Annotated in this window: 21 protein-coding genes and 2 pseudogenes; 11 read left to right on the plus strand and 12 right to left on the minus strand. The window is 32.7% G+C overall.

The annotated features are described in order from the left end of the window. Positions 1-20: 20 nt before the first annotated feature. From F1Z66_RS03370 to F1Z66_RS03385, 3 genes are all read left to right on the plus strand, one after another. Entirely contained in the window at positions 21-902 is an 882-nt protein-coding gene (locus F1Z66_RS03370; protein ID WP_149862196.1) for a DUF72 domain-containing protein, read from the plus strand. 428 nt (positions 903-1330) lie between these two features. Further along, a complete protein-coding gene (locus F1Z66_RS03380) occupies positions 1331-1516 on the plus strand; it encodes a hypothetical protein (RefSeq protein WP_149862198.1) in 186 nt (61 codons plus the stop codon). A 24-nt stretch (positions 1517-1540) separates the two neighbouring features. Continuing rightward, positions 1541-2314 (plus strand): hypothetical protein, encoded by a 774-nt coding sequence (locus tag F1Z66_RS03385; protein ID WP_149862199.1) that lies wholly within the window; start codon positions 1541-1543, stop codon positions 2312-2314. A gap of 386 nt (positions 2315-2700) precedes the next feature. Here the strand turns inward: F1Z66_RS03385 and F1Z66_RS03390 are convergent, their stop codons facing one another. From F1Z66_RS03390 to F1Z66_RS16205, 3 genes and pseudogenes are all read right to left on the minus strand, one after another. Beyond that, entirely contained in the window at positions 2701-3417 is a 717-nt protein-coding gene (locus F1Z66_RS03390; protein ID WP_149862200.1) for an MIP/aquaporin family protein, read from the minus strand. A 2419-nt stretch (positions 3418-5836) separates the two neighbouring features. Continuing rightward, positions 5837-6158: pseudogene (locus F1Z66_RS16375) on the minus strand (IS5-like element ISThar1 family transposase); the annotation flags it as partial. Positions 6159-6252: 94 nt separating this feature from the next. After that, positions 6253-6411: pseudogene (locus F1Z66_RS16205) on the minus strand (IS5-like element ISThar1 family transposase); the annotation flags it as partial. A gap of 1264 nt (positions 6412-7675) precedes the next feature. On the opposite strand from F1Z66_RS16205, the gene F1Z66_RS03395 reads away from it, so the two are divergent. From F1Z66_RS03395 to F1Z66_RS03405, 3 genes are all read left to right on the plus strand, one after another. Beyond that, a complete protein-coding gene (locus tag F1Z66_RS03395) occupies positions 7676-8038 on the plus strand; it encodes a nuclear transport factor 2 family protein (RefSeq protein ID WP_149862201.1) in 363 nt (120 codons plus the stop codon). Between the two features lie 953 nt (positions 8039-8991). Further along, positions 8992-9492, plus strand: coding sequence for a universal stress protein (locus F1Z66_RS03400; protein ID WP_149862202.1), 501 nt, complete (start codon positions 8992-8994; stop codon positions 9490-9492). 339 nt (positions 9493-9831) lie between these two features. After that, positions 9832-10299, plus strand: a complete 468-nt coding sequence (locus tag F1Z66_RS03405) for a universal stress protein (protein WP_149862203.1) — start codon at positions 9832-9834, stop codon at positions 10297-10299. A gap of 321 nt (positions 10300-10620) precedes the next feature. Here F1Z66_RS03405 and F1Z66_RS03410 read toward each other — a convergent pair whose 3' ends face one another. Both F1Z66_RS03410 and F1Z66_RS03415 read right to left on the minus strand, forming a co-directional pair. Beyond that, the gene (locus tag F1Z66_RS03410; RefSeq protein ID WP_149862204.1) at positions 10621-10929 is read right to left on the minus strand and encodes a hypothetical protein; all 309 of its coding nucleotides are present in this window, start codon (positions 10927-10929) and stop codon (positions 10621-10623) included. A 181-nt stretch (positions 10930-11110) separates the two neighbouring features. Beyond that, positions 11111-12370: a cation:proton antiporter gene (locus F1Z66_RS03415; protein ID WP_230207430.1), complete on the minus strand. Its 1260-nt coding sequence runs from the start codon at positions 12368-12370 to the stop codon at positions 11111-11113. Positions 12371-12499: 129 nt separating this feature from the next. Between F1Z66_RS03415 and F1Z66_RS03420 the strand changes: the two genes are divergently transcribed. The 3 genes from F1Z66_RS03420 to F1Z66_RS03430 all read left to right on the plus strand — a co-directional run bounded on the left by F1Z66_RS03420 (position 12500) and on the right by F1Z66_RS03430 (position 14987). After that, a complete protein-coding gene (locus F1Z66_RS03420) occupies positions 12500-12892 on the plus strand; it encodes an isochorismatase family protein (RefSeq protein ID WP_149862205.1) in 393 nt (130 codons plus the stop codon). Between the two features lie 93 nt (positions 12893-12985). Continuing rightward, positions 12986-13186, plus strand: coding sequence for an isochorismatase family protein (locus tag F1Z66_RS03425; RefSeq protein WP_149862206.1), 201 nt, complete (start codon positions 12986-12988; stop codon positions 13184-13186). 448 nt (positions 13187-13634) lie between these two features. Further along, positions 13635-14987: a Glu/Leu/Phe/Val family dehydrogenase gene (locus F1Z66_RS03430; protein WP_149862207.1), complete on the plus strand. Its 1353-nt coding sequence runs from the start codon at positions 13635-13637 to the stop codon at positions 14985-14987. Between the two features lie 265 nt (positions 14988-15252). Here the strand turns inward: F1Z66_RS03430 and F1Z66_RS03435 are convergent, their stop codons facing one another. The 4 genes from F1Z66_RS03435 to F1Z66_RS03450 form a co-directional block, all read right to left on the minus strand. After that, positions 15253-16317 carry a multicopper oxidase domain-containing protein gene (locus tag F1Z66_RS03435; RefSeq protein WP_149862208.1) on the minus strand — a complete coding sequence of 355 codons (1065 nt, stop codon included), beginning with the start codon at positions 16315-16317 and terminating at the stop codon, positions 15253-15255. A gap of 795 nt (positions 16318-17112) precedes the next feature. Then, positions 17113-18066: a VOC family protein gene (locus F1Z66_RS03440; protein ID WP_149862209.1), complete on the minus strand. Its 954-nt coding sequence runs from the start codon at positions 18064-18066 to the stop codon at positions 17113-17115. Positions 18067-18414: 348 nt separating this feature from the next. Beyond that, positions 18415-18753, minus strand: coding sequence for a DDE-type integrase/transposase/recombinase (locus tag F1Z66_RS03445; protein ID WP_149862210.1), 339 nt, complete (start codon positions 18751-18753; stop codon positions 18415-18417). Continuing rightward, complete coding sequence (locus F1Z66_RS03450; protein ID WP_149862211.1) at positions 18743-18934, minus strand: hypothetical protein; 192 nt, start codon at positions 18932-18934, stop codon at positions 18743-18745. Before F1Z66_RS03450 ends, F1Z66_RS03445 begins: the two co-directional genes overlap by 11 nt. A 289-nt stretch (positions 18935-19223) precedes the next feature. On the opposite strand from F1Z66_RS03450, the gene F1Z66_RS03455 reads away from it, so the two are divergent. After that, positions 19224-19406: a hypothetical protein gene (locus F1Z66_RS03455; RefSeq protein ID WP_149862212.1), complete on the plus strand. Its 183-nt coding sequence runs from the start codon at positions 19224-19226 to the stop codon at positions 19404-19406. Positions 19407-19709: 303 nt separating this feature from the next. Here the strand turns inward: F1Z66_RS03455 and F1Z66_RS15980 are convergent, their stop codons facing one another. From F1Z66_RS15980 to F1Z66_RS15990, 3 genes are read right to left on the minus strand one after another with little or no spacing between them, the layout of a single operon-like run. Further along, positions 19710-19934 (minus strand): Hsp20/alpha crystallin family protein, encoded by a 225-nt coding sequence (locus F1Z66_RS15980; RefSeq protein ID WP_230207432.1) that lies wholly within the window; start codon positions 19932-19934, stop codon positions 19710-19712. A gap of 12 nt (positions 19935-19946) precedes the next feature. Then, positions 19947-20093 (minus strand): hypothetical protein, encoded by a 147-nt coding sequence (locus tag F1Z66_RS15985; protein WP_230207433.1) that lies wholly within the window; start codon positions 20091-20093, stop codon positions 19947-19949. Between the two features lie 6 nt (positions 20094-20099). Next, positions 20100-20261, minus strand: a complete 162-nt coding sequence (locus F1Z66_RS15990; RefSeq protein ID WP_230207434.1) for a hypothetical protein — start codon at positions 20259-20261, stop codon at positions 20100-20102. Positions 20262-21324: 1063 nt separating this feature from the next. Between F1Z66_RS15990 and F1Z66_RS03465 the strand changes: the two genes are divergently transcribed. Continuing rightward, positions 21325-21933 carry a MarC family protein gene (locus F1Z66_RS03465; RefSeq protein WP_195907460.1) on the plus strand — a complete coding sequence of 203 codons (609 nt, stop codon included), beginning with the start codon at positions 21325-21327 and terminating at the stop codon, positions 21931-21933. Positions 21934-22769: the final 836 nt, after the last annotated feature.

The following is a 22769-nucleotide window of genomic DNA, read 5'->3' on the forward strand; positions in this document are numbered from 1 at the left end:
GATTGAAAGTCCGATTAGTAATGACTTCTCAATTATACATAGGCTGTTCAGGCTGGAACTATGGAGATTCGGCTGAAAAAGGGGGATGGTTAAATGTATTTTATCCAGATAGGAAAACTCGAAAACTCAATTACTATTCACAATTTTTTAACACAGTTGAAATGGATGCCACTTTTTATAATAAATTTTATCAGCACATGAATCAAGGTTTATTCATTGGAATAGTAAAGACAACACCTAGTGACTTTAAAGTTTCGGTTAAGGTTCCTGAAATAATTACTCATGACAAGAGACTAGACGTGAACAAAGGTGTCATGGTTGATTTAAAGACATTCCTTGATAAAATATCACCTTTAAAAAATTCTAACAAGCTAGGAACCATAATCATCCAATTACCCCCTAGTTTTGCTATCACAGATTCACAATATTTAGAGGATTTTCTCAGAGTATTAAGGAAAGACTCTGAAATACCAAATGACATCAAGTTTGCCGTTGAATTTAGAAACAAGTCATGGGATACAGAAGGTGCATTAGAACTACTTCAACATTATGACATAGTCTCAGTACTTACAGATTCTCCTGCGAAAGAAAATTTAGAGTTTCTATCTAATGAAGACAATATAACTTCAAAGTCTACCGGAGTAGTGATTCGAATGCATGGCAGAAATACAACTCAGGGTCACTATTGGTATAATTATCTTTATTCCAAAGAAGAACTGAATACATGGGTTAAAAAGGTTAAGAAAATAAAGGAAAATACAGACACGGTATTTGTCTATTTTAATAATCACTATGGCGGAAAAGCCATAGTAAACGCCTTACAATTTAAAGAAATGTTGAATGAAAATTCCTTACCGGAAAATGAGAAAAGAGTATTAGAAAGTGCCAAAAAATATTTTTAACGATATGTTTTCAGATAATTTACAAACATTATTTGAAGATTAAGAAATAAAAAAGCTATATGAAGCAACCGAGTAGCAATATAATTCAAGACTTCGGTCTTTGGATGATGCTGAGACTATTGGTGCGAGATTACTTAACTAGTCTTTTGCGCCTGGCTCCATAGGTTGTCTCAAAGACTTCATGTCCACAAGTGTTATTGTTCTTTCACTCTTTACTATTTTGCTTATTATTTGCTTGAGATCCTATTACTGCACAACTTACTTGCTTTATGACTAAAATAAGCAGCCTCATTTTAAGAAGAGACAAATAAATTCAACTTGATAAATTTTGAGGTTAGAAATAGGTAACAATTACGAATTAAAACATGAAATCATTTAATTGCATCATCATGATATTTTTATTCTTTTATGTATATGTTCCATCGTAAATGGATATGTATACCTTAAATCAGATTAAGGAGTCACGTCAGTATTATCCAATAACAACCGAAATCATTCATGGTTGGGACCAAATAGTAGAGATCAGCTTAAATGCAGTGGAAATCTGTGAAAAGGGTTTTGATAGTGTATGGGATTCCCAATTTATGGCATTTCTTCTCAATAACTTTAAGTAGGGATTTTCTATCGGAAGAAAAAGAATGAAAACTAGAGGAATCAAATCAAGATTTGTAATAGAATTTACACAAGAAAATATTGATACATTCGATCTGCATGATTTAGGTGAATTCAGGCATTTAGACAGCATCAGAGGAAATTTTGGAATAATGGATAACAGGTGTTATATGATGTACATATTATTTACAGATTATCAACCTCCTACTCAAGGAGTATTTAGTAATTTCAAACCTCTAGTAGAAAAACAACAAAAGATCTTTGAACAACTTTGGAGTTTTGGAATATCGCTTCCGTCCAGGATTAAAGAACTAGAACATCAAAGTGACAATTTTATTATCACAAATCCTGATGAAATAGAAAGCGAAATTATTTATATGATAGAACAAAGTAGAAAGGAAGTACTTGTATTTTCATCCATAAAGGTTTTGAACCAGGTATTAGCAAAAGGTAAGATCACGTTCCTTACAAGGTTAACTCATTTAATAAAGAAAGATGTTCGCATTCGATTCTTGGTGGATTATTTTGATGAACAATGGATAAAGGCCATCGATTCGGTGAATAAAATAACTAAAAACAACCATATTCAGTTAGGATATGTTAAGGGACTATTAGGTAAATTTGACGAAACAATAATAATAAGCGATAACAAGAGTATGATTCAAATAAAACCCGCTAACAATAGAGGTCGATTAGAAGGAACATACTCAGAAGAGAAACATCAAATATTTGTTCAGGAGATTATGTTTGAAAAGTACTGGAATGAAGTTCAAAGTTTGTCAGGCATAACAAACCCCTAACTTTTGAATTGCTCTTTATTATATTGCAAGTTTTCTCTAAGGTAAATTATTACACCCTAGATCATCTTGGACTTTTCCAACTTTAGCAACAGGTGAAATTCGTTTCTCTTTGCCTTTGTATCGTTCAAAGGCACAGGTATTTGGGCTTTCCAGTTAAAATCAGAAGTAATATTTTTGTCATATCAATACTTTTTCAGACTAATATTTTAATTTCATAATTATATGCCATATAAGTCATCATTGAAAATACATGATCGCAATATCTTCCATTATATGCAAGTTTAGCAAAATTCTGCCTACAAAAACAACCACATAAAAAAATAAAACTACACTAAAATTTGATCAGCAAAAAAAATCAAATTTTATATCAAAAGATTCATGTTAAACTATTTTGGTGGGAGTCTTTCTTCCTCTTGTTCTTCTTTAGTATGTACTGTTTTATAAACTCCAGCAGCTATCAATCCCCCTAATATTGGAGCCACCCAATAAATCCAATGATAGCTAAAATTGAACATAATTAATGCGGGACCAAAAGACCGGGCAGGATTTAATGAGCCTCCAGTAATTGCACCCCCAAACATCACATTTAGTCCCAGTGTGAAGCCTATTGCAAGTCCTGCCAGTGGCACTATCCTAACGTTCTTTGAAGTAGTTGTTGTCAGTACTACATACACTAAGGTAAAAGTCATGACTGTTTCTAGTATAAGAGCTCTTATCACATTATCTTGCGCAGGTAATGTCACACTAGCAGACATTTCGGAGCCAAATATAGAATATACTACAGCTGCAGCAATTACTGCCCCTATAATCTGAGCAATTATATAAGTAACAGATTCCCTACCTGTTATTTTCTTGGCCACTAATAATCCAATGGTAACCGCAGGATTAACCTGCGCACCGGATCGATATCCTATTGCATATACAATTGCTGTTAAGACAAGGGCATGTACCAACCCTATACCTATTACTCCCAACTGACCACTATCAGAATAAACCGTCGCAGCAGATGCAATTGCATAAACCAAAATAAATGTACCTATAATTTCAATTAAAAACTTGTTTCTCAAAGATGGTTGGAATATTGTATGGGCATCTTTCGACATTTCAACTCATCAATGATAACTTTACTTAAATAACATATACTTCTAGAAAGAAAGAATAGTCCTAAAAGGGTATTTAATCACTTGTTGTATTAAATACTATAGTAACAATCAACTGCCTTCTTTCCTCATAGCCCAAAGGCCATTAGGGGTTTTTGGGTTTTTGTTTGATATTATCACCAAACTTAAATAATCTAGAATTTATTAACGAAATGAGCATCAATTTCAATTCTATAATCGGTAAGTGACACCATTACTTATCCCCTTTTAAATTAGGACAGAAATGATGATTTTAACTGCTTTATTATTCTTTAATATGATTAATTATCTTTCATAAAGGACCATCAGCAGAGCACATACCGCAATATGAATTGTATTAGTATTCCAGGCCCATAGTCATTAAATGAATTCAATCGTTTTTGAAAGGCACAATCTAATGTATTCTAGTATGGAAGATGAATTATAAATTAAAATACTGAAAAAAAAGAAAAATAAAGGTCTGTGATCAAAAGGACGGAAAAGCCACTAATCACATTTCACCTGAATATGGTACGGCCCTGGCCCAGAACACGCAAGTAACATAACCCAGCAGATTGAGTTGAGTTCGAGAGATTTGACCATCAACGGTTAATTATAGATATATCTAATTATTTGAGAAGCATAAGTAGCGCACAACAACAGGAAAATATGAAAGACCATTATTTCAAATGAAGGCGATAGCATATTTGCGGTAGTAGATATTGACACATTAAGTAAGAATGTTAAAACTCAAGATGACTTTCATTGAATGGGCAGAGTATGTAAAATTTATATCAAATAAAGAATGGTGAATCGAAATTAGTAGTGCATATAGGATGTGTTAGAGCATGAAAATGATACCCGATGAATTTAAGAGAATTTAACTAGACAGTTAGAAAGATAATCGGTTTTATCAAAGGGATTGCAAATCGCCAATATTGGATGCTTCGGCCTTTGTCATTCCCATTTGTCTAATTTATGCAAACATACATTGATAATAGCCTCATAGATTACAGTTGAATACGATCTTCAAATCCTATAATTGTAATTATTTGCAATTAAATGCTCCGATCTTATATTCAAGTGGAATGGTACTGTTAATACGCCAACATTATCTTCTATCCTTCATCAAAGGTGACGGCTTATCAATCCACTGTAAATGTGGGTTGGTTATTTACAGGGTAAGCCGTTTCTGCATGGTCAAAATGAAAGGATAGAATTATCATAATTATCTATATTGAGTAATGTCACACTACTGTACTATTAACTAGCGGTATCCTAATTGAGAAGTAGTAAGGTATCAATGTTCGGGTGTACAGTACCCATGCTCATGTTTTTGTACCGATGATTATGTTGTGGTTGGAAAGTTAACAATGGTTGAAATTGTGTTAATATCTATAATGTAAGATGTACTATGCTGAGGTTTGGTACAAGGTTTGGAAAGTAAAATACATTACATTATAGGGAAATCAAAGATACTTATAACACGAATGTAGCCTTACTACTAATTCTCTAGGTCACTATGACATTCTAAAGGTACGCATAGGTAGTTTAAACCAATTGAAAAGCCAATATAAGTTTAACAAATCACACTACCCGGCTTTTATACCACAGAAAATACAATATAAAACACATTACTTGATAAATATGCTATAGTTTGAGGAAAATATCTCTTACAGCAATCAGGATTTAATATTGCTAGTCAAAGGTGCTGTTGATGCCAAGTCGAAAAAATAATGTTAGATTATCGGTACACTTATAGTCATTAGTTTTAACAAATCCTTAATTAAAATAAGTAAAATCTAAAACAGACAGAGTAAATACAAACAGTTTTCCAACTGTAGTGGATGTTAAGGCAGGAATGACCTCCTATATCAGTGATGGGCAATACTTATCGCATTGCAATAGGAGGTGAACAAACCAACACTTCAATTCTCTTGTTGACAGGCTGATTCCCCTGGAAAATGACCAACACTTCATTCATACGCCACATTCCAAGAAGCATTTAATATTTTGGAAGGATAGATCATTGCAATAGCAAAGGAGAAAAGATATACTGCCCAAAAAAAGGTTTTGTAAATATACCTTTTAATGGACCAATTCATAAATTCACTAACGAAACGGATAATGGAGCACATTTTCTGTGTTTCTTGAGCCCTGCAGGTATGAAAAATTGTTTTTAGAGGTAGGGAAACTAGTAACTTCTAATACTTATTCACCTCTTCCACAATTAACTCACGAAAATCTAACATGGCTCCAAAATATCGCAGTAAAGTATGGGTTGAATTTATATCCACCTGCCTATTTCGATTATCGACTCTATCAAGCCATTTGTGAATTGATTAAGGAACTAGGTTGCTTTGTATCCTATCCTTGTCCTTTTAATCTAACTAAGATTGTTACCTTATATTCTCCTAAACAGATCATACAATGACACTTTTATCATCATCTCCTTTATCATTTTGAAATCTTGTTGCGGATACATACTCTCCAAAAGGGTTTTGAATGTTAAGAAAGCAGTTTCAGCCATCCATCCATCCATCTGTCCGTACTTTCTTTTCTTCCTCCATTTCAATAGATCTCTTTTGTTTGCAGTATCGCTTCCTCATTTCTTAAACTATTGTTTTTAGGCGAAACAACTGAATTCTTTCTTACCTTTATTCTCGGTTGGATTCCTTCCTTTCTCCAAAAGATACTGAAATTGTATTTGAATCATAAGCTCCATCCCTAGGGGAGAGTAGCGAATTAAATTCTTCGTATAGGTAGTGAGGTAGTGAGGTAGTGAGGTAGTGAGGTAGTGAGGTAGTGAGGTAGTGATAGTATTCAGAACATGACTAACCAATTTCTTTAACGTCTACCATCATGAACCTTCTCGTCTTTTACCTCAAGGGTAAGGATTTCCTTTGTTTTTATGTTTAAAGCGATATGGATCTTTTGATAGCCTTTTTTCCTATTCTGCACCTTCCATTTCTCATTCATTCATTCATCCACCCACTATCCCCTATTGGTTATCTTGGCTCAAGAGCTAGCTATCTATGGAAATCTTGATGCAATTATTGTTGTTATTACCTACAAAATTGCGAGGATGAATGAATCTGGGAATAATAATGTTAACCCATTTTATCCTGATTTATATCTTTTCTAGCTCGAAATCCCAGCCAGTTATCATCAAGAAAAATCATATGAGAAGAGAATATATCCCTCTTTTTCTCTTTCTCTCTCGCCACGTCTAACTAGTGAACGGTTGTTATAAAAATGCCAATCGATCTTCGAAAACCATATGGGACAATCCAAGCTAAATAGTTTGAGTTAGGCTATATAGTATAATAGAACTGCAAATGACATGCTTTTTTCATTAAAGTCAGATCTCGAGTATTATTGAAAATTAATACAAATAATAATAATAATACGAGACTGTATGTTCAACAACAAATTAACGCCTTTACAATTGTTTCAGTATTTTATTATCAAGGTTAACGCAAAAAAGGTAGTCAAGCATACAATTCTATTGACTACTTACTTGACTGTCGTGATTTTGTTTTAATTCCCTTAGGACAGTAGACGAGAATATATTTATCAGCATGGAGAAGTTAGTTTATAGTTTAAATTCGCATTATCTATCTGCACCATACTACATATTACAACATGTTTAATAATAAAAATCCTTATAAATGACGTTCGCTACGAAGCTAAAAAAGGCCAATTGGACGCTCTTAAAAAAATAAGCATATGATTAACCTGCTATCTTTCCTTTATGATAATAGAAGAGAAAAAGTAGCATTTTAAAATAAAGAATTTGGATAATTAGTTAAATTATTTTATTTGTTTTTATCGGATAAAGGTGCTTACTTACTTGTCGTGTTGTTGTTGTTGTTATATGATAATAGTAGATTGAAAGTGCTTTGTTGTCTAGTTCTGAAATGAGTTGTATAGCATTTTTCAAATTATTTTCCAGTATTCGCTGAGATATGATTCGCCATATCTGGCAGAAACTGTCGTTTATTTCGGAATAATTTGAATTAGGAAACAAAGCAGAACTAGGTTGTTGTTTCCTTTTTTTCTTTCACATCCCTAGCGATTTATCTGGATAGCAATCCTAAGTAGGACTGCCTCGATATAGAGTTTTTAACCATATGGTGTCAGGTAAACTTTAATACAAAATTCAATTCCAATCTTCATTTACCGGGTTCAATAGCATCATAATCGCTGATACTGATAAATACAATGTTTTCTAAAGACCCCCATGGAAAAAAGTGGAGCCTTTATAGAAAGTTCAAAGGATATAGTAATGGAGTATTTTCAGGCCACGGACAATCAAGATTGGCAATTGGCAAGAGGCTCTTTGAGTGATAATTTTTCCTATTTATCGCCTGTAAATTCGTTTGATAATCCGGAATCCTATCTGAAATATTTTAAACGACAATACCAGTTAAGAGGATTAACCAAATTAGACATTAAAAAGGTGTTTCCGGATGGAAATGACGTCTGCATTCTCCAAGAGTATAATTCTCAAATTATGTGTTTTTGGATAAAAGTTGATGATAAAGGGAAAATAAATTCAATTAGGGCAATCCTTGACCCACGTCCCTTCATGCAGCAGAAGTAGTCAAAGCCTCTACTTATAAGATGCAAATAACAAATTCTATGGAGCTACGTTTTGAATATGTAAGTATAACGTGAAGAATAAGCAGTTAAATTCAAGTTTACGATTATCTCAAAGTAGTCCTTACCAATAGAACTTTAGATACAGCGTCATGTATTCAGTAACAGAGCATTGACAATCAAAAATAAGTTAATTAAGACACACTTGTTTTAGAAACCAATATCATATTCCAAAATATCCACATTAAATTTGAATGCACAATCAATAATTATAATGTGGAACAATTTAAAATACTAAATAGGGAAATGAGTTAGACCACTGAGATCAACTAACCAAACAAATTAGTGTATCGAAATTAACTAATCAGTGATGTAAAACGTGTGGTTAATGAAGCTTGCGTGTATTCCAAAGCTATTAAATTCTGTCCAAAATATTTAAGATAACCAGATTAAATATGCTCGACATGCATGGCAATCCCATTGATGAGTAAAAAAGTTGCTGATAAGCTATGTTTAATAGGATTTGAATCACCATACAGAATTTAGTTGAAAAGGTGAGTAATACTTAAGCAAGAATGGCGAATAATGAAAGCATTTGTCAATGATAATGATTTAATTGCAGTCAAGAAATTAAATGAAAGTTCTAAAGGCATCACATGATTGTGGACCAGGTCATCAAAATAGAGTTATAATTTCATAGGAGGTGGTCTAGTATCTTTTCAATAAGGACATCCCAGAATATCTTCATTACATATATATTGTCTCTCCATGATGACCTACTAGAACAACAGTTTGGCATTCTTATATATTACAAAATTAAGAACATCACATCAAGTCCTACGTAATTTATCAATTCAAGCATAATTTTAGGGAAATGCAAACAACAAGTTCATCAATATTAAAAGATGTATCCACAGTAAAGCTATTATGATATAACACCTATTTTTATAATGGAGATTGGATCTACGAGTTATTTTAGTACCGTATGATAGTTCTCATTTTTCTGAAAATGCACTAGAGTATGCAGTCTATTTAGCAAAGGCAATCTTTAGAGGTGATCCAAAAAAACGAATTATTAAAATCATAATGTTACATGTAATACAGGAAATACCGTTTACGAAAAGTCTTTTAATGAAAATGAAAATTAAAAATGAAAATGAAAATTCATCATTAAATGAACATGCCAATAGCATATATGAAGAAACAAAAACTTTAATGCAAAAAGATATGGATAAAAAAAAGACGACCTATAAATCCATAGAAGGAATTAAACTAGAATCATTAATTCTTTATGGCGACCCATCTAATCAAATTATAGATTATTCAAGCAATAATAGAGTCGATTTAATAGTTATGGGAAGTAATGGACTGCAAGGATTGTCTAAATTCAAAGGCCTTGGAAGTGTCTCAAGAAAAGTATCAGAAGCAGTTTCTTGTCCTATGACAATAATAAGATAATAAGATTAGCGACTACACTAGATACGGCATATTCAAAAAAAAACTAATTTCATTTTATGGGACCCATGTTTGACGAATATAACAGATTGATCATTCTTTACAGATCTTAATGATATAGAACAGTGAGAAAATTTGTCTGTTTCTAAAAACACGAGATCTAAAAGTTGCATTAGAAGAATTTTCTTTTTTTATTTTAGAGTAAAAAATCATATCATCGCAACATAAATTTCGTTAAATAAATATTGAAAATAATGACACCAAGCCTTGCTCAAAAAAAAGCAATTTTTTTGTTTGAACAATCCGGTATTACTTATATTGTTCGAAAATTATTGTTAATTGATGCCCTTTAATCGTATACTAGTACCTTTTGACACATCCAAGTTGTCAATTAAAGCCTTAGAAAAAGCTATAGAATTATCTTCCGTCAATCAATCGCCAATCTTTATACTACATGTTATCAACGAAATACCGTTGCCAATCCACTATTCAAAAATAGAACTAAAAAACAATGAAATAACTATATCCCCACTGGTTAACAAACTCCATAATGAAATAAAGAACGAAATGATTGGGATTCTGGATGATGTGAAGAAAACATATGCAAAGCACAATGTTCAAATCATGACAGAAATTAAAATAGGCGATCCAGCAGAAACTATTATTGACTTTACTAAACGAAACGACATTGATCTCATTGTTATGGGTAGTATAGGACATAAAGGAATTTCAGGAATGTTTAAGAAATTAGGAAGTGTTGCAAGAAAAGTTGCTGAAGAAGTAAACTGTGCATTGTTAATAGTAAGATAATTGCTAAATACATACTAATACAATAATTCTGATATCATAAATTAAAGAAAACCGGATGAAGGCACTATCAAAATGTTCCCAAGTAATTTAAAAAATATTCAGATTTAAAAGCAATTTTCAACATCTTTGAACGCATAGTAGTTGATAAAAAATGCTGTAGAGTGAATTTAAATATTAGTAAATGGTGGGTCAAGGCAATTTTTACTCATTTAACAAATAAATCTTGATATTTTGCTGAGTATAGTATTCACAATTTACTTTGTAGATTCTGCAAGGAGATGTATTGTCCTTTAAAGCAAACAAACTTCATATATGTGGCACTTAAAAGATCACTTGCTCATTTCTATCATAATCCTGCTTTAGACAGATAGCAAAACCGACATGTCCACAATCATCAGTATTGCATGTAATACACCAAGGCATGCCATCTCTATAAGCAACTATAACATTGGTTGACATACTCTTATCAAACAAAATTACATACTTGTTATCAAAGTAATCTTTAACCACTACCAAAGTATCTCCAGAATGCGTATCTTTTGATATTAGCCATTTCATAAACTCTATTGTACCAAGATCAAGGCTATTCAATGCAGAATGTGTTTCAGATGTTTGAGATTTTCTAGACAAGTCTATTATTTATCTTTCCTTCTCAATTCATATATAGATAAAAAAAGGTAAATAAGGTTATCTATATTCTACGGCAAATTCGAAGATTATCAATCATAATATCATATCCATGTTCGTGAATCTAATACTCTACTGTCAGGAAGGTTTGTAAAAAATTGTTTGTTATGTCAAAGTAGTCATATCACATTGGTGTGTTTGAATCCTCTTCCGATTCGGTTGAACGGGGTTGTTTTTGCTTTTGCTGTTGATTATTTTTATCTTGGGCTTTGTTAAATTTCTCTGTAAATTTCCAACCATATTTGATTACATAGGGTGCGATGAAAGTTGTTATGATTGTCATAGTCCCAATCATGGGTAAAATAATTGGATTAGCCGCTCCGACGTCAATTCCTCCTTTTGCTACAACTAGAGCTATTTCACCACCAGATGACGAACATCCTAACGCAGTCCTTGTTGAGGTAAGATGATTTATCTTCTGGAGTCTAGAAGAAACATAAACTGTAACGAATTTTGCTGCTATAGAGACCGCTATCAATATCAATGCAGGCACTATGAACTTTGGTATTAGTGAAAAATCCATTAAAGCTCCCACAGATACAAAAAATAATGCAGCAAAAATGTCTTTAACAGGATTAGCTAAAACGCTAGTCACAGCGTGAGATCTAGACTCCGCTACAAGAACACCTGCAAAAAATGCTCCTGCTGCTACAGATATTCCTAATTGAAAAGATATAAAAGCGAATCCAAAAGCGACTCCTACCGCAGCCACTATTAGTACATCATGTTGATTGGTTCTTGCCACAATATCTAAAAGTTTAGGAATGATTTTTGAGCCAACTATTAATACTCCTCCAATAAATGCTAGAGTAATTCCTATAGAGATTATGATTTCATTTATCGATATCTCTCCACTTGATCCCGTTGACTGAAATATCGCTAATAGTGAAATTATGATGATGTCTTCAATTATAGTTGTTCCTAAGATCAGAGTGGCAGATTCATCTTTCATCATTTTGAGCTCTCCAAGAACCCTCATTATGATGACAGTACTTGTTACTGATATTGCGAGTGCGATAAAAAGGCTATCGTAAAATCCCAAACCCAATGATAGTGCAACAATAAAGCCTATAACTAAGGTTCCAAATGCTTCACTAGAGGCTATAATAATTGCTTTTCTACCGACGTCCCTTAATTTTTGAATGGGAAATTCCATACCTACAGTAAAAAGCAACAATATTACACCTAGCTCAGCGAAGAGATTAAGAATATCTAAATTATGAATTAGACTAAAAGGTGGACTATAAGGACCAATTACGATACCTGCTACTATGAATCCTATAACGACAGGTTGCTTTAATTTGTAAAAAGCCAACGTCATTACAGAAGCAATTATCATTATAACTGCAAAATCTTGCAATATTTGTCCAATCTGTGCTTCCACAAATAAGAATAATAAATCACGCTATTTATAGAATGGTAAATCAGCAATTATGTTATTTTTTTCCAAGATTAAACACTCAAGACGCCTTAGATCACAGTGATAATATCAATAGATCATCAACATCATTGCATGTATTCGAATACAGGATTAGCAGACCATAGTCTTAAACATCACTTTTTAATTTTAATAGGTAAGTATAATCATATCCGAGATTCCATCGAAGCAACAAATTTTAGAATTGGACTTGCCGTGATTGATATGCATAATGGGTTTATAAGCAAAGGTAGTTCATACAATCATTCGAGACCGAATATTAAAGAATATCAAAGGATCATTCCAATAGTAAAAGAACTGATACATTTTTGCAGAACCACAAATATACCAATATTTTATACAGAAGCAGTTAGAGAAGCCAGTAGTATAGACCTCTTAACCTGTTTTCATAGATTTTTGCCTTTAGCAAGAAAGGAACAACTAAGTTCCTATCACAATGAGAGGTACATAAGATGTCCAAAAAATTGATGGAACTAAACCCACAGAAAATGACTATATAGTTATCAAAAGAAGAGACGATGTATTCTAAGATACTGAACTAAGGGCTAGCTAAGTGAAGGAATTAATACTCTTGTATTTTGTGGGATTGACACATCTATATATGTAGATACATCATTGCGTGAGGCGTTTAATATAGGATATGATATTATACTAGTTTCTGATTCACTTGGCTTGGGAAACAAAAGACATTATGAAACTACATTAGAAAGAGTAAGAGACTATTATGATCGTGTACTTGAACATCAAGATCCTACAAATTGATAAAATTACTTGAAGATTTAGAATAAGGTAAAATGATTTACGATAAGCTGGATAAGAAATATGAAAAGTTTATGGGAGAATTTCGACCTGCAGATATTAAGAATAAATAACTTATCAGGCAATAAAATCACAACAGCTTATTAACGCACTTTGACTTCCTGATAATAAGTCAATTTTTTTCGAATTTATATCATCAGGAAGGTGATGTGGTTATAGTATTAATATTTGCCGAAAGGTAAATCAATCATCTATGTATATAGTTGAACCGATGGTCCAATTATAAATGCTATCTGTTAAAAATAAATTGATAAACTGGAGAAGGATTATCGAAAGTAGAGCAGACTGAATTCCAATTGTTCCATAATATCCATAACGTTGGAAAAAAGAGATACTCGCGAATCTATTTCTCTATAGTATGTTATAATATATTATAAGTACTATAATTCGAATGGTCAACACTGATCCATCATTATCGAGCTCACATATAGGACCTAAAATTCAGCAAATGGAGGGCAGAGGCAATTTAGAATGGCCCGAGGTAGACGAATGGGGTCCCGAAAAAATACTGCAGGTTTATGATCCTGACACTGGTATGAAGGGTGTTTTAGTTATCGATAACACATCTACAGGCCCTGGAAAAGGCGGAATAAGATTTGCAGATAGTGTCACTCCTACCGAGATATTTAAACTCGCAAGAACAATGACTTGGAAATGTGCTTCCGCCGGACTACCATTTGGAGGAGCTAAAGGAGGAATTATTGCAAATCCAAGTAAAGTAAACCAAGTGGAATGGGTGAAGTCCTTTGCAAAAATGATAAGACCTTATTGTCCCTTACAGTATATAGCGGCTACTGATGTTGGAACAACCGAATTAGACATGGCAGTGTTTGCACACGAGATAGGAGATATGCGAGCATGCACAGGTAAGCCACAGGAACTAGGAGGAATTCCTCATGAATTAGGAACAACGGGATATGGAGTTAGTGTTGCATTAGAGACTACACTAAATTTTTTAAAAGACATCAAACGTGAAGGATCAAAAACACCTAAATCTTTTCAGGATCTTACAAACAGTTTAGGATCAAAAAGCAACGACATTAAAGTAATCATTCAAGGATTTGGTAATGTAGGTTCGTTTACTGCAAAATTTCTAAATGATCTGCACATAAAAGTTATAGGAGTTAGTGATGTGTCAGGATTTGTATTTAATGAAAAAGGTTTGGACATTCAGCAATTAATGAATGATATGAAAGACAAGTCTAAATTGAGGGATCTTTCAGAAAATCAAACCCACCAGCAGCAACACCGTTATGATCTTTTAGAAAAAGACGAAATTTTTAATGTAGAAACAGACATTTTTATTCCTGCAGCTCTTACTGGCGTTATCAACGATAAAACTGCTCCAAAGTTATTGAAAAACAATGTGAAAATAATAGTAGAGGCAGCAAATATTCCTACCACATCATCAGCCGATAAATATCTGCTGGAGAACAATATATTGATCATACCCGATTTTTTGGCAAATGCAGGTGGTGTAATAGGATCATTTGTTGAGTATCAGGGTCGAACTGAAAAAGAAGCCTTTGATTTAATAGAATATAAAATTACAAATAATGTCAAAAGGGCGCTTTATAACTCACTTTCATCAACAGACCCAGAAGATAATACTTCACAACTCAATGTTAGAAAAGCGGCTATGGAGACGGCGAAACAAATAGTATATAGAGCAATGTTACTACGAAAAGGTGCGATAAATGTAGCAAGAGAAGCCTATGCGAGAAAGCAACGAGTTATTTATTAGAAAATTTAACCAGTATTATCAATGTGATGAAAAGTGTTTTGGTTGAAAGTAATTCATTTGAATATCTCATTTGGTATAATGAAAAAGGGTTCAAAAAAAAACTAATTAATCAATCAATTAATTAATTATGTCAATAGAATTATAACTTTGATAAAGACTTTCAAAGTCAACAAACTAATGCTCTATCTTGACCACTAGAGGTTTATAATGTTGACAGTTTTTTCAATCACCCTTCAATTGCAAAATAAAAAGAAAAAATTGATTCCTAATTCTCCATGGCTTTTGCTGTTGCATTTTGTAATGTCCTTGTGAGATTCTCTTGCCAATTAATCATGCTTACAGGTTTTGTAATAGCAATGTCTTTTCCATCTATCAGATTAGGTGTAGGTGAAGTGACGTTAAAGTAACCCATTGCGCCGCGGTCCTCAGGTATACCGTGCTGATGGAATACATAGTTTCCCTCCCATGGCCATTTCATCTCAAATATTGCGGCATCCCCAGAAGATATAGCCCATGTTTGGGTGTATATGGGTTCATTCATAAGAATGCCTGAAACCCAGGTTTTAAAAAGAGTTCCATGTACATGGTATCCATATGCGGGCAGTTGAGAAAGATTAATCATATAAATTCTTGCGGTCTCATTGACGTAAACTGGTAAGGGATTATCATAATATATGTTCTCATAACCATTGTAGAAAGCACTTTCAGGATCCGAAGTTTGAATATCCTTGGTATCATAATCACCAAATACGATCACATATTCCTTAGCAGGTGGCAAAGGCGTTTTGGGGTCAACAATAAAAGCACCGTATAAACCCATTCTTACATGTTCTACAACGGGCATAACATGACAATGGTACATAAGAGCACCTGATGGGGCAGCAACAAATTCATAGGTAAAGGTCTTATTTGGTGCTACAATTTCAAATACTCCATCCACCGTACCATTATGTCCGCCATGGAAATGAATTGTGTGAGGTAGATCAAGCTTGTTTATGAAATGAACTATTACCTTATCACCCTCTGTAACACGGAGTGTTGGTCCAGGTATACTACCATTGTATGTCCAAGCCTTTATTTTTTTGCTCGGAGAAATGTCTAGTGTTACTTCTTCAGCTATTAAAGTGAATTCTTTTGTATTTGAAATAGGTGCAGGATTAGTCGACCTGGGACCATTAGCTTGATCACTGGTTTTTTTTGTTGTTGTTGCTACTGCATCAGAGTTCTCAACGTTACTATAAATTAGAGCATTTAAAGAAAATCCAAGCAATACAATCAGCACAATAGATTTTGTCTTTTGAAATGCAGTTCCCAAGAATATGGCATCCATAAGTGGCTATCAGGCATACATGTTAATAATCTAGCCGTATTTATTGCGCATGAATGTATTCTAATGTGATTATCTGTATACAATCATAAACTATGCCAAAACATACCGTTACTCATATTTCTCTTCTAATCGACAGATGTGTCTCCCCCCCCCTCTCGCATGTAAAAGTTCCACCTAAGATACAAATGCATGTGATCATCATTCAGTATTTGTACTAATTACCAGAGCGAACATTTGCTAAAATAATCAATCAATAGGGAAAAACGATTAATGGGTTAGTAAACTGAAAATGATATTTCAGTTGTGATTAATAGAACAAAGAAATATCGTATTGCAAGATCAACTTATTCAACAATATTCTTTAATAACTCCATTATGAATTTTCATTTTCTTCAGATTGTCAATCATAATTTTCTTGTAATTAATCAGAGAAAAACATTCATATGAATAGGGCTATATCGTCAATAAGTCCAAATAGTACAGTTTTCAAATGCTACTGATTAGAATAATAGTGTTTGGTGAACATATCTTTACATTTATCAGAGACTTTATAGCATGATGAATTAAATTATTGACAACGTTTCTCATGATGGTCATCTTAAACTTTCCATTCCCTCTACCTGGAATAACTATAACATCAGTACAATTTTAATTGCTTAAATTAACTAACTAACAAGACTACGCAAATAGTCAAAAAATAAAAAAGACAAAATGAATAATGCAAAACTAGATAAATATTTATCCATCTAAGATCTGAGCTTGGTGTTAGAGAAATATAAGTTCAGGAGAAAATGTCTAGTCATTCCTCAACAGAATTTGTATTTTTATTCCATCTGAATCATAAATGTAAAAAGAGGTATCACTTTGTTCGTCCGAATCCCTCACATGTTCATAAATTGCTATGTTATTCGTTGTCAATTGTCTTTTCAATCTATTTAGTTCTTCATTATCTCCGGTTACTCGTATAGCATAGTGCTTTAGGCCAGGTTTTCTGTGATCATCGGCATTGCTTGGTAAAATATTTGTTCCAATCCAAGTGTTTGTAGCAATATGATGATGATAACTATTTGCGGCGAAAAAATATGCCCCTGGATATGATGCAGTATGATAAAGTCCCAATAATTGATTGTAGAATTTTTTTGCCTTTCCTAGGTTAGAGGCATGGAGGTGTACGTGTCCAATGGTAGTATTGGTAGGAAAACCGGACCATGTTTGATCTCTATGTTGACTCAGTAGGTTAGCCACATCCAATGGTTCTGTTGCCATGTATACCATGTGTTCACCGATCCATTTCCATTCGGACGGTTTTCTATCCCTATAAACCTCGATGCCGTTATGATCTGGATCATGAAGATATATAGACTCTGATACGGCGTGATCAGCCATACCTTCATAAAACTGCGGATCAAGGTTATCCTTAATGTAGTAAAGAAATGATGCCAGATATTTCCTTTCAGGTAGTAATATAGCAAAATGATAAAGGCCTGCTTCTGTCCTATTTTTACTAATATTGGGTATAATCCCTGGTTGATCGATTTGATCAAGAACTAGTAGTGTAGACAACTCTCCCTGTGTAGACTCGATACCCAAATATGCAGTATTTCCATCAGATGAAACCCTCAAAAGACTCAACCCAAGAATAGTTTGGTAAAAATCTATCGAAGTTTGTAAAATAGATACTTTGAGACGAACATGGTCTATTTTTAGGGAGGGATTGACTACAAAGTTATCAGAGATATTTACAACCATACTACATATTTAACCATCCTTCATATTTAACATCGAAGGTTTATAACGCCTATTTCAATATAACCCTAAATTAGAAGAAAAAAAGAGTTTATAAACGTTGAAAATGATAACCAGAAACTAGAAAAGCTTTTGTACAAATTAGTAGGAATGATGAAACCGATAGGCGTCACACTGTAAATAATAAAGATTGTGCTACGCCACAAGTCATGTAGAATTTATAGATTGTTCGATCAGGCGCTGTTAACTAAAGCGTTTATCACATCCTTGTTATGATAAATGATAAACAAATTCATCCAATTCTTTACATGTTTTAGTTTACAGTTTTCCAGTCTACACGGAAAATAATCGTCAAAGTATTGAGTTCTGTCCTTTATGTAATGCATTTCCCTCACAATCATCTTTTCTCTTCTTTGCCAAAAAAAGAAAAATGATATGATGATCCATTTTGAGAAACTCACAGGCTTGAGGATACAAGGTATCATCATCAGTAGAGACCAGATGTTTTCCGTAGTCTCTGACAATACATGACAGAAAGCGCTCGGCAAAAAGCATGTTTCTTTCTTTAGTTATATCTTGTGTGAGAATTTGATCAGTTTCTGGATCAATTGCTCCCCATAACCAGATGAATTGGGATCCAACCTGTAATATGGTTTCATCTACAATGTACTCTGATATCTTATTTCTCATGGTTGATGATAACTTCTATGATAAAATTTTTGGATCCACTTCCAGATTGATACGCGACTCCTTTAAATATATGTAGATATGACGATGCTTTGACAACGTTTCTTAATGATAAGACAAGAAAGTACCAATACAAACCATAGCCAACGTACTCTGAAGGCGTTCTGTTTCTTTTATTTGACATATCAGAAATACACACCTGAAAGCTATAGATATTTCGTTAAGGTAACAGCGCCTTGGAGCATAATAGATTCTTAATATTGACAGATAATTATCTTTGAAATTACCTATCATGAAGATCAAGGATAAAATGACACTATCATATTATCTTGATACTTTATTTTGATAGATCTTACCTTATATAGAATATATTTGACTTTTTGTAATCACCGTTTATTAAATAAACATATTGATGGGATTTCCTGACAATGTTTTTAGATAGTTATTATATTATTTGATAGACTACCTAAGTTATGCCTGAACAACAGAAAATAGATGAAACCATAGAGAGTACAAAGAGATTTAACAAGAAGAAATTATCAGATATTGAACAATCATCTACATCTTTGGAATCTCAAGGATCTGAGTCAGAGATGGATTTGATAGAAGATCTCACCCCTATACTAGAAACACAAGAAGATGAAACTAAATCGTAATCAAATAATCGATGTCTAGACAGTAAATTTCAAATGCAATGGCCTCAGTATCCTGCCATAAACTCTTACTGATTAGATTATTCATTATTAAAATCGAAGTTTGTAAATGATGTGTCACTATCGAGATTACTGTAAATATACACTGTGATTTAGAAATACCCTATTAGCTAGAAATTAGATCTTGATTACTGATTGCTTTAATAATTTATAACATTTATTAAGATTGACCAAATCCTAAAAAAACAAGATCATGGATTTATGATAGTAACATAACCTGTTGTGTTCTTGCTCTGATTTTATTCACTAGTTTATCTTAATCTCCTTTCCCTTTGGAGTAGTTTCTTTCTTTTTATTAAATAGTATTTCTAAAATATCATTGTTAAATTTAGACTTTGCAGTATCCACATCAACATCTTTGGGTAAATCAATAGTTTTATTGTATTTTCGTTTTGGATCGGTAGACGATACCTCAAGCGAATCATCGAACGCATTTATTTTATGGCTTTGGTTAACTCCAGGCATTTCCATAACGACTGTGACCTAATCATCCATTATGTTAACATCTACCAACGGTTCTCTCTCTGCACTTAAGGGAGGTCTTCTTCTGGCCATTCCAACTTTGTCTTTGCTGGGCTTCACATTTCCAAATTCTTGTATGACAGATTTTCCATCCGGCCCAATTGTCATCGAATATCAATACACTATTGGGCCTACTTGCCTTACTTTAGAGCCATCAGGACACTGATATTCTCTTACAAAATCTTTTGAAGGGCCACTGGCAAGATTGTTGTCGAATTGATCAAACATTCTTTGCATTTGTGATTGTATCTCATTAAAGTCTCTGAATATGTTCATGCCAAAAAAAATCCTCACTACCTAAATCTCTATCTCCAAACCAATTGCGGTCGTTAAAAAATCTTTTAAACCAGTCATATGGTTCAATACTTCCACTCATAGGAATTAATAGAAAATCAAACATTGTATAGGCAATAGGGTCAGATTCGCTTACCACAGTAAAAGTTGAAATCATTTATTTGATGTCATTATCCACAGATGCAGATAATTTAGTATTATTTTGAATTTAATCAACCTTTTTTTACTTCCAGCTAGGATCCACTTAGGATTATTCTATACATTCCTGAATTTTTTGCTTTATTCAAAGTTGCTACTACTTAAATAATAATTGAACAATGTTATTACTTTTAATGTTGTAATCATATATATTAATAATTAATCGCGTCAAAAAATAATAAAGGTAGAATCATGTTTTTGAATCAATATAAATATTATACTTCTAGAACACATCATAGATTTATCATATCAAAGTAAAGATATGTTCCCGTAAATAATAACTGCAAAATATATCAATCAATTACATAAATGAGATACAATTTGTTAAATATGTATCATCAATAAGCGAATAATAATTAAGAGCACAAACAGAGGAACCCTAAGGAATGAAGATATCATAATATATATACAATCCCGGCTGGATCAGTTAGCCCCCTATAATGGTATGAAGGTCAGCTAATTAGATTGTTTCATCAGCTTAGTATCAAATAATCAGTAAATTTAAACTAAATAAGACAAAGATCTACCAAGAATCACCAAAATTATTGCTCATTTTTATAGTGCAAGCCATATCCATATGTAAAAGCAATAAAGATCGACGGATTTATTGTTTATTGTTGTACGAATTACGAGACCTAACAACACAAAATTGAATATAGGTAATTAAGATCTCATCCTAAATTAGCAAAGGTTATTCAATTAATGCATTTTGTTTTTAGTATTGGGCTAGTAGTTGTATCTCCCTGTATATTAGGTTATTTACCCGTGTATTGATTTTTTGGATTATGTATACTCTTTCTATTCTTGATGTATACTTATACTAAAATATACTAACATGCTTATTCATATGGAATCCATCTTATCTTTTTTTAATTCCTTTGGAATGGACTTGCTGAGATCCGTAATTGCACTATTCGTAATAATAGACCCTTTAGGAACTATCCCTATTTTTATAGCCATTACTAAAAACCAAACCAAAAAAGCAAGAAAAGAAATATCGAATACAGCCATCATAACTGCAGGAATACTGTTATTTGTATTTGCAATAGCAGGAACTCAAATTCTATCTTTTTTTGGAATTAATATTTCAAGTTTCATGATTGCTGGAGGAATTTTATTGTTTATGATTTCTATAGAATTGATTATACATGGTGATTGGACATTTGGAGGCAACAATGTTTCTGATGAATCCGGTGTATTCCCATTGGCATTTCCGCTTTTGGCCGGACCTGGTGCCATTGCTTCGGTCCTACTATCGTTTGAGACATCAGGTTTGTTACTTACCTTATTCTCTATTATGATTGTGATGGGGATAACATATGTAATTTACCGCCTCAGCGATTCTATTTATCGAGTACTAGGAAGACGCGGATCCCTAATTATTACAAGAATATTCGCTATTTTAGTAGCTGCAATCGCGGTTCAATATGTTGTAGACGGATTGAAATCATTTTAGCATCATATGAAACTGTAAATCATCAATGTTAATAGAATTACCATTATAGAAACATCATGGGATTTTTTATTCTTTTGAATAAGACAAAGGCTCAGCCTAAGTAGTTTTACGCGGAGAGGCCATATAAAATTAAGATAAAAAGATTCTAGTTTTGGTATCTGGAATATTTCCTTGTTGGTCAAAGAATTGTAAACTAAAAAATGTGCGGAATTGGTCGAATCCTTTTGTCGACTACTACAATATAAAACTATATATCGTTAACTAAGACGGACACCGTAATAATGAAAATAATTTCCTTGTTAAAAAGGATATTAAAAAAAGAGTTATACCAAATTTGAAATTGAAAAAATTATGTAGGATCCTATTGGTATTGTAAAGATTAAAGATAAACGCACTCGATAGCAATATATTCTATATAGTCTCTGATTTGTAGTTATTCCAATAGAACATCTAGACGTTTGTCACTATCAATCACGTCTTGATCTTTTATTTCGACATAATTACAAAGGAAATATCTTTTAATAAATTTACATATGAAATAAAAAAATCATAATATATTTAAATCCCTCACCATTGTCCATATTTAAATTAAAGTCAAAAGTCATCTAATTTTCAACATACTTCATATATTTATATATAAGGCTCTAGTTTAGTAAATCTTGAATTTACAACCGTAGACAAACCTAGAATAACAGAAGAATTAAATTTTACTACTAAAATATTTCGGTACCGAAATTTTAGAGAATTGTATCAATAGAAGATAAAAATTTTTTCTCTTCTCGAATTAATATATAATAAATTGTCAAATGACTATAATTGATTTTAATATTTTTTAT

Source organism: Candidatus Nitrosocosmicus agrestis, assembly GCF_008389435.1.
Taxonomy (GTDB): domain Archaea; phylum Thermoproteota; class Nitrososphaeria; order Nitrososphaerales; family Nitrososphaeraceae; genus Nitrosocosmicus; species Nitrosocosmicus agrestis.

Excerpts from the sequence above, each read along its gene's own strand:
- F1Z66_RS03380 (WP_149862198.1), top strand. The coding sequence starts at position 1,331 with ATGGATATGTATACCTTAAATCAGATTAAGGAGTCACGTCAGTATTAT.
- F1Z66_RS03370 (WP_149862196.1), top strand. The coding sequence starts at position 21 with ATGACTTCTCAATTATACATAGGCTGTTCAGGCTGGAACTATGGAGAT.
- F1Z66_RS03385 (WP_149862199.1), top strand. The coding sequence starts at position 1,541 with ATGAAAACTAGAGGAATCAAATCAAGATTTGTAATAGAATTTACACAA.
- F1Z66_RS03455 (WP_149862212.1), top strand. The coding sequence starts at position 19,224 with ATGCCTGAACAACAGAAAATAGATGAAACCATAGAGAGTACAAAGAGA.
- F1Z66_RS03390 (WP_149862200.1), bottom strand. The coding sequence starts at position 3,417 with ATGTCGAAAGATGCCCATACAATATTCCAACCATCTTTGAGAAACAAG.
- F1Z66_RS03405 (WP_149862203.1), top strand. The coding sequence starts at position 9,832 with ATGCCCTTTAATCGTATACTAGTACCTTTTGACACATCCAAGTTGTCA.
- F1Z66_RS03440 (WP_149862209.1), bottom strand. The coding sequence starts at position 18,066 with ATGGTTGTAAATATCTCTGATAACTTTGTAGTCAATCCCTCCCTAAAA.
- F1Z66_RS03450 (WP_149862211.1), bottom strand. The coding sequence starts at position 18,934 with ATGTCAAATAAAAGAAACAGAACGCCTTCAGAGTACGTTGGCTATGGT.
- F1Z66_RS03395 (WP_149862201.1), top strand. The coding sequence starts at position 7,676 with ATGGAAAAAAGTGGAGCCTTTATAGAAAGTTCAAAGGATATAGTAATG.
- F1Z66_RS15985 (WP_230207433.1), bottom strand. The coding sequence starts at position 20,093 with ATGACAATTGGGCCGGATGGAAAATCTGTCATACAAGAATTTGGAAAT.
- F1Z66_RS03465 (WP_195907460.1), top strand. The coding sequence starts at position 21,325 with ATGGAATCCATCTTATCTTTTTTTAATTCCTTTGGAATGGACTTGCTG.
- F1Z66_RS03435 (WP_149862208.1), bottom strand. The coding sequence starts at position 16,317 with ATGGATGCCATATTCTTGGGAACTGCATTTCAAAAGACAAAATCTATT.
- F1Z66_RS03430 (WP_149862207.1), top strand. The coding sequence starts at position 13,635 with ATGGTCAACACTGATCCATCATTATCGAGCTCACATATAGGACCTAAA.
- F1Z66_RS15990 (WP_230207434.1), bottom strand. The coding sequence starts at position 20,261 with ATGAACATATTCAGAGACTTTAATGAGATACAATCACAAATGCAAAGA.
- F1Z66_RS03420 (WP_149862205.1), top strand. The coding sequence starts at position 12,500 with ATGTATTCGAATACAGGATTAGCAGACCATAGTCTTAAACATCACTTT.
- F1Z66_RS15980 (WP_230207432.1), bottom strand. The coding sequence starts at position 19,934 with ATGGAAATGCCTGGAGTTAACCAAAGCCATAAAATAAATGCGTTCGAT.
- F1Z66_RS03445 (WP_149862210.1), bottom strand. The coding sequence starts at position 18,753 with ATGAGAAATAAGATATCAGAGTACATTGTAGATGAAACCATATTACAG.